The following is a 7,696-nucleotide window of genomic DNA, read 5'->3' as shown; positions in this document are numbered from 1 at the left end:
AGTAGGTTCTATGTTTAGTAGTGTAGCTTGGGAGGGAGTAACCTTTATTGCAGGTGAAATTAAAAATCCGAAACGCAATGTAGGTTTGAGCTTATTTCTTGGAACGTTAATCGTAAGCTGTATTTACATTATTGCTAATTTTATGTACTTAGCAGTTGTGCCTTTGCAAGAAATTGCAACTGCTGAATCCGATAGAGTAGCGGTTGTAGCCTCGCAATATATTTTTGGTTCAGTTGGTACGCTGCTGATTGCAGTGACCATCATGATTTCGACATTTGCGTGTAACAATGGTCTGATTATGGCTGGAGCTCGAGTGTACTATACTATGGCGCAGGACGGTTTGTTTTTTAAGAAAGCAGCACAATTAAATGAAGCTAAGGTACCAGCTTGGTCTATATGGATGCAGTGTTTTTGGGCTTCGGCTTTGTGTCTTACGGGGAAATATGGTGACTTATTGGATTTTGTTGTCATCATTGTATTGATCTTTTACATTTTAACTATTTTGGGTATTTTTATATTAAGAAAAAAGATGCCAAACGCTGAACGTCCCTACAAAGCATTTTTATATCCGTACTTACCTGCGTTTTATATCATAGTGGCTTCTGCAATTTGCGTAGCCTTATTGTACACGAAAACAAGTACAAGTGGTTGGGGTGTTTTAATTATGCTATTGGGAATTCCGATCTATTATTTAACGAAAGCTAAGGAGTAGCACTGCTGGGTTGATAGAAGAATTAGAATCTTATTAAGTTCTTTTCATTAATACAGTTTACTAATACTAACAATATAATCCGTTTCGTATCAATCGAAACGGATTTTTTTTATGTAGCGGATGGCCGTATTATGTAGGCTCCTTTTAGTGCATAAAAAAATCCGTCTTGTTGTTACACTTGACGGATTTTCTGTTTAATGCAGGCTGGTTTGCTATCTACAATTTGAACTTGAACTAAAACTAAAAACTGATAACTAAAAAAACAATAACAATGGCCAGCCTGAAAACGGTTCGCTAGTAGTACGTAAAACGTCTTACTTTAGCAATATATTTAGCCAATCGAATTACTTGATGACTGTAGCCATATTCATTGTCATACCAAATGTAAAGTACAATGTCTTTACCACCATTAGCAACAATTGTAGCATTACTGTCATAAATAGAAGGTGCCGAAGTACCTACGATATCTGATGAAACTAATTCGTTGTTTGTAGAATATTTAATTTGCTCTACTAATTCTCCTTCTAAAGCATATTTTTTCATGATAGCATTTAGAGCGGCAACTGAAGTTTTAGTCTTTACTTGTAAATTTAAAACAACTAGAGATCCATTAGGCACAGGAACCCTAATTGCGTTCGAAGTCAGTTTTCCTTCTAACGACGGTAGCGCTTTTGCAACAGCAGTACCTGCACCTGTTTCAGTAATTACCATGTTTAAAGCTGCTGCTCTACCACGACGGTATTTTTTGTGCATGTTATCCACTAAGTTTTGATCGTTAGTGTAGGAATGGATTGTTTCAAGATGTCCTTTTACAACACCAAGAGTGTCTTCTACAGCTTTTAAAATAGGCGTAATAGCATTTGTTGTACACGATGCAGCAGAGAAAATATCAATTTCATCTGGGTTGTACTCATTTTGGTTAACACCATGAACAATGTTAGGTACCCCTTTTCCTGGTGCAGTTAATAAAACTTTATCAACACCTACTGATGTTAAATGGCGACTCAATGCTTCCTTGGTTGTAAAAGCTCCCGTATTATCAATAACTAAAGCGTTATCGATATCGTATTGGGTATAATCAATTTCTTCAGGACTTCCTGCAGAGATGATGTGAACAGTAGTTCCGTTTATGATTAATGCATTGTTTTCCGTATCAGCTGCAACTGATCCTTGGAAATCTCCGTGGATCGAATCGTAACGTAATAAAGAAGCTCTTTTTTCTAATGTGGTCGCATCATTTTTGTCACGAGTTACAATAGCTCTTAGTCGTAATTGATTACCTTTTCCTGTTTTTGACATCAATTCTCTCGCCAATAAGCGACCAATTCGGCCAAAACCATAAAGTACAACATCCTTTGGTTGGATTTCATCAGATGATTTAGCCTCTTTTAATTTATCTAAAACAAAATGTCTTGCATCAGGATATTTCTCGTCATCCAATAAGTATTCGTAGGTTAGTTTACCAATATCCAATTTTGCTGGCGGTAAATCAAGTTCGAAAACAGCTCTTGCTATTTCTACCGAGTCAAAAATTGTGATTGGCTTGCCTACAAATTCCCCTGCATATTGATGCAAATTGATGATGTCGCTTACGTTTTTGTCTAAAAGTTGATTTTTAAACAAAACCATTTCGATTGATTTATCATACCATAAATCACTAATGATTTTAATTAATTCAACTCCGGCGCGTCGTCTGTCGACTTGAAATGAAACTTCTTTTTGATACAAAGGTGTGTTCTTCATGGGTGTTTAAGTTGTGAAAATTTAGTAGTTGTATTTTTAAATTTGAGGCAAAAGTACCCATTTCAATCGATTTCGTAAACTATTTTGTGATTTTTTTTATAAAAAAAAGCCAACCTGAAATGTTGATAAATTCCATACAGCTTAATCATTAATTAGTTCCTTTAGGGTAATAATTATTATCGATTTTTTTTAAATATTAATAAAAGCATAAAATAATTTAACTTTTGAGGCAAACTAAAAATAAAGAATACTTTTGTACCACCTTATAAATAATTAATGTAATGGACGATTATTATTCGGAAATGTTGAATTAAAAGTAGCTCTTGTACTATTTCAAGGAGCTATGTAAATACTATAGAATTTTGAAATGAGAGCATTTTATAAAAACAATAACGGATTAGTCGCTACCACGCAGTGGCTTCCTAATTGCTGGATCAATATCGAGTGTCCAACAGCAGCTGAAAAACTTTATATTCTAGAGGAACTTCAAATTCCTGAAGCCTTTTACAATGATATTGAAGATATCGATGAAAGACCCCGTATCGAAGTCGAAAACGGATGGACTTTAATCATTATGCGCATTCCTGTAAAAAGCAATGATGTCAAATTACCCTTTCATACCATTCCTGTAGGAGTAGTTTTTAAGGGGAATGTGTGTGCAACAATTAGTTTTCATAAAACAGAAATGCTTACTGACTTTGTAATCTATGCAAATAAAAAGAATATCGATATAAAAGACAACTTTGACCTTGTGTTACGACTATTATTATCCTCAAGTGTTTGGTTTTTGAAGTATTTAAAGCAAGTAAATCAAAAGATAAAGCTAGCTGAAGATAATTTAGAGAAATCAATTAAAAACGAAGAATTACAAGCGCTATTGCAAATTGAGAAATGCTTAGTGTTTTTTATGACATCATTAAAAGGAAATGATATTTTGTTGCACCGAATCAAGAATATTAAGTCAGAACGAATGAATTACGATGCTGATTTACTTGAAGATGTTGAGATAGAGCTGCGTCAAGCGCAGGAAACGACCAATATTTACAGTGATATATTAACTGGGACTATGGATGCATATGCTTCGGTAATTTCGAATAATATGAATACCATCATGAAGCAAATGACTTCAATTTCCATCATCTTGATGATTCCTACAGTTATCGCTAGTTTTTATGGTATGAATGTACCTAATAGTTTGCAAAATAATCCAATGGGATTACTCATAATTATTTTTGTTTCTATGGTGTTTTCCGTTTTAGGCGTTTTGTTGTTCAAAAGGAAAAGATGGTTTTAAAAAAGACTTGTTAGCTAAGGATGCTCTGACTTACCAACGTAAATTTTGGTCTAATTCGAAATAAATCTAAAAAAACTTTTGCAGTTTTGTTTTAATATAGAATTTTGCATTAACTTTGTAGCTCAAAGTACTTTTATTATGAATCAAAAACATCAAGAAGATTTAAGTCATATACGCTCGATGATGGAGCGTTCTTCGAGGTTTATTTCACTTAGTGGATTGTCGGGGGTTTTTGCTGGATTTGCTGCGCTATTGGGGGGTGGTTATATCTATTTTAGGCTAAAGATGTTAGGTGTCGATTATTCCTCTACAGCAGATCGTGTTTACAATAGTAACATTATAGTTGAATTTTTTATTGTAGCGCTTATGGTTTTGCTCTTTGCTTTAGCTTTTGGTGCATTTTTTACAATTCGAAAAAGTAAAAAGAATAACTTACCTATTTGGACTTCTGCTACTAAAAATGTACTTATTAATTTACTAATTCCATTAAGTGTAGGTGCTTTTTTTTGTGGTTCACTTTATTTACATCAACTTTTTGTTTACATCGCTCCTGCGACTCTTTTGTTTTATGGTTTAGCACTTGTAAATGCAGAGAAGTATACTTTTTCTGATATTAAATATTTAGGATATTTAGAACTTATCTTAGGAGTGGTCTCTCTCTTTTATTTAGGTAAAGGTCTTTTATTTTGGATCGTAGGTTTTGGTTTTTTACATGTATTATATGGTTTAATCATGTATAAAAAGTACAAATAGTATGAGTATTATAGGTAAGCTAAATAAAGACTTTGAAAGCAGGGTGAGGCTTGGAATTATGTCAGTTTTAATTGTCAATGATTGGATTGACTTTACTGAGATGAAAGCCTTGCTTGAGGTGACAGATGGCAATTTGGCTAGTCATACCTCAGGTTTGGAAAAGCTTAATTACCTGGAGGTTAAGAAAGAATTTGTTGGAAAAAAACCTAAAACATCGTACCGAATTACAAATGCGGGACGCATTGCATTTACGGAACATCTCAATTTTCTTGAAAAATTAATAAAATCTAAATAAACCCTTTTTTTAACCATTTACTTTGAAAAACAAAGTACTTTTAAATTTATCAAAATGAAAAAACATCATTTAATTTTCGGATCAACAGCAATTTTTACTTTTTTATTTTATGATGAAGGAGTGGGAGTAAATGTATCACTTTTTGCGTTTGCATTGCTTTGTCTTATTTATGCTAATTATAAAAATAGAGATAAAATATTTTATGTATTGGCATTTTGTAGTTTATGTTCTATTATGGCTTTTGCTTGGTATGGTGATCTATCTTCCTTTTTTGCTCTTTTCTTTTCACTTTTATTTATTCAATTTAAAAATAATGACAAGCGAATCAAAGTCATACAATCCATTCCAGTGGTTTTTGTTAATTTTTTCACATCACTTGCTCGACCTTTTTTCTTTGAAGAATGGCTACCAAAGATTAAAATTGGTAATAATTCAGCTAAAAAATTAATTGCCTACATTCTTATTCCATCTATTTTTATAATAATGTTCTTTGCAGTTTATTCCTTTGGTAGTGATGCTTTTTCAGGATTTTTGAGGTATGAATTGGATCTTGATTATATTGATGTCTTTTTGATTATTATTCTTGGATTCTATATTTCATTTACTTTTTGGAACCTTTGGTTTCCTAATTATGTTTATACAATAAACCATAAACTAGATAATGATTTTTCTCAGGATTCCCAAAGTAATGTTAGTCCTAGTTTTTCATTTTTGGATATGGAATTTGAACGGAAAAGTGGAGAGATATCTTTAATAGTACTCATCGCGATGCTAGTTATTTTTATAGTTAGTTATAATTATGAGCAATTCTTTAAAGTTCAAAATATAGCTGAATTAAGCGCAGCGACTCACGACCGAGTAAATACCGTAGTTTTATCAATCCTAATGGCAGTTGGCGTAATTATATTCTATTTTAAAAATGGATTTAATTTTGATCCAAAAGCTAAGAATTTGAGATTGTTGGCCTACATATGGATCAGTTTAAATGCCATACTAGTTGTTAGCTCTTTGCTAAAAAATTCTGAATATATCCTTAGTTTTGGTCTGACTTATAAACGCTTGGGAGTTTATGCTTTTTTAATTTTAATTTTAGTAGGTCTAGGGTTTACATTTTTAAAAATTAAAAACAAAAAGACAAATGCTTACCTATTTAATCAAATGATATGGTTTTTATATGGATTACTTTTAGTGTGCGCGTGCTTTAATTGGGGTAATCTCATTACCAATTATAATATAAAAGTTAATAAAGGTGTTGATCCTGTTTTTTTGAGTAAACTGAGCTTTAATGATGCAGCAAGAAGAGCTTATTTTTTAGACAAAGATTTAAATGGCCGTTATCCTGAGTTGGCAAGAGAGGAAGAGATTGAAAGAAATCAAAAAGGCAATATATTATCAACAAACTTGTATTTTTTGACTTTGGACGAGATTAATTAAGTCTATATTTTAGAATAATAAAGCCAGAGACAGTCTCTGGCTTTTGTTATTTAATAATCTCCTTTTCTCTTAAACCTAGGATCGTCTCTTTTTATGAACTCCGTTCTTTTCTTGGGAGCTTCTGATCTTTCCGGCTTTGGTAAACTAGCTTCTTCTGTTTTACTCGATGGTTCTATCAGTTCGTTCAGCTCTTTGATTTCGGCATCAGTTAGATCCCTGTAACGACCAACTGGAACATCTAGTGAGATGTTTATGATTCGGATGCGTTTTAAGGCTGTTACTTCATACCCAAGGTATTCGCACATTCTACGAATTTGGCGGTTTAGCCCTTGTGTTAAAATGATTTTAAAGGTCGTTGCACTAATTTTTTCAACCTTACATTTTCTGGTTACAGTATCAAGTATTGGAATACCGTTACTCATTTTGTCAATAAAGCGCTCGGTGATAAGTTTGTTTACCGTTACAGTATATTCCTTTTCGTGATTGTTGCGGGCACGCAATATTTTATTGACAATATCTCCATCATTTGTCATGAAAATCAGTCCCTCACTGGCCTTATCTAAACGACCAATTGGAAAAATACGTGTTGGATAATTGATATAATCTACGATATTATAGCGTACATCTAAATTAGTAGTACACTCAATACCTACAGGTTTATTAAAGGCTAAATATACAGGCTTTTCTTTTCGATCATGAATTAGTTTGCCATCTATACGTACTTCATCATGTGGAGAAACTTTGGTACCAAGCTCAGGAACTACACCGTTTATAGTGACGCGTCCTTGCTCAATTATTTTATCTGCTTCGCGACGGGAGCAGTAACCAGTTTCGCCTATGAATTTGTTCAGCCGTTTTAAATTTTCTTCCATGCTACAAAAGTAATCATTTTGAGATTGAGATTTGGAATTGCTGCTGGAAAAGTATTGGAATTGATGTGCGTGAGGGATAGTAGCGGCATCGCCCGGTCTACAAAACAAGGCGGTAGCCGTAGGTTTTGTTAGCGGGAATATAGCGTATAGCCCGACCGTGGCTCATTTTTTTTAATGAGGCAGGGTCACGCCCAAAATAAAATTATTAGATTGTTTGAAACAAAAATTGATATACTTGTTCGTACAAACGGTCGCTGTGCATGCTGTGTCCTAGACCATTGGTTTTGATAAATACGGCATTTTTCCAACTATCGGCTATTTTTTTTCCCTCGGCAAAGGCAACTATGGCATCGTCAGAATCATGAGCGATTAAGCCGGGAGTTTTTATTGTGGATGCAAAATGTTTTCCGGAGAACTGCTCTAATTTTAGTTTAAAATGAGTTAGGTAATGCGCTTCGAGCCCTTTGGATATAATTGAATTCAGGCTTAGCATTTTGATGTAGTTGTTTAAAATGATTTTAAAATCGCTCGGTGCGCCTAGAATTACCATTTTGATGATATGCTCATTTTGGTAGTGTGATTGGTAGTACAAA

At 33.5% G+C, this 7,696-nt stretch carries 7 protein-coding genes and 1 pseudogene; 5 read left to right on the top strand and 3 right to left on the bottom strand.

Features of this window, described 5'->3' with window-relative positions; translation table 11 throughout:
- Positions 1-712, top strand: a 712-nt coding sequence (locus P8M54_RS04770) for an amino acid permease (RefSeq protein ID WP_300285748.1), incomplete at its 5' end; no start/stop codon positions are given.
- Positions 713-1,006: 294 nt separating this feature from the next.
- Here P8M54_RS04770 and P8M54_RS04765 read toward each other — a convergent pair.
- Entirely contained in the window at positions 1,007-2,455 is a 1,449-nt protein-coding gene (locus P8M54_RS04765) for a glyceraldehyde-3-phosphate dehydrogenase (protein WP_300285746.1), read from the bottom strand.
- Between the two features lie 367 nt (positions 2,456-2,822).
- On the opposite strand from P8M54_RS04765, the gene P8M54_RS04760 reads away from it, so the two are divergent.
- The 4 genes from P8M54_RS04760 (at position 2,823) to P8M54_RS04745 (ending at position 6,231) form a co-directional block, all read left to right on the top strand.
- A complete protein-coding gene (locus P8M54_RS04760) occupies positions 2,823-3,749 on the top strand; it encodes a magnesium transporter CorA family protein (protein WP_300285744.1) in 927 nt (308 codons plus the stop codon).
- Between the two features lie 138 nt (positions 3,750-3,887).
- A complete protein-coding gene (locus tag P8M54_RS04755; protein WP_300285742.1) occupies positions 3,888-4,502 on the top strand; it encodes a hypothetical protein in 615 nt (204 codons plus the stop codon).
- A gap of 1 nt (position 4,503) precedes the next feature.
- Positions 4,504-4,797, top strand: coding sequence for a transcriptional regulator (locus tag P8M54_RS04750; RefSeq protein WP_300285740.1), 294 nt, complete (start codon positions 4,504-4,506; stop codon positions 4,795-4,797).
- Between the two features lie 54 nt (positions 4,798-4,851).
- On the top strand, positions 4,852-6,231 hold the full coding sequence (locus P8M54_RS04745; RefSeq protein WP_300285738.1) for a DUF4173 domain-containing protein: 1,380 nt from the start codon (positions 4,852-4,854) through the stop codon (positions 6,229-6,231).
- Positions 6,232-6,281: 50 nt separating this feature from the next.
- Here P8M54_RS04745 and rluF read toward each other — a convergent pair whose 3' ends face one another.
- Both rluF and P8M54_RS04735 read right to left on the bottom strand, forming a co-directional pair.
- Positions 6,282-7,103 carry a 23S rRNA pseudouridine(2604) synthase RluF gene (gene rluF / locus P8M54_RS04740; RefSeq protein WP_300285736.1) on the bottom strand — a complete coding sequence of 274 codons (822 nt, stop codon included), beginning with the start codon at positions 7,101-7,103 and terminating at the stop codon, positions 6,282-6,284.
- Positions 7,104-7,308: 205 nt separating this feature from the next.
- Positions 7,309-7,696: pseudogene (locus tag P8M54_RS04735) on the bottom strand (alpha/beta hydrolase); the annotation flags it as partial.

The organism is Flavobacterium sp., assembly GCF_029242675.1.
Lineage (GTDB): Bacteria > Bacteroidota > Bacteroidia > Flavobacteriales > Flavobacteriaceae > Flavobacterium.
The sequence above is the reverse complement of the archived record's forward strand: the minus strand, read 5'-3'. Positions and strand labels throughout refer to the sequence as shown.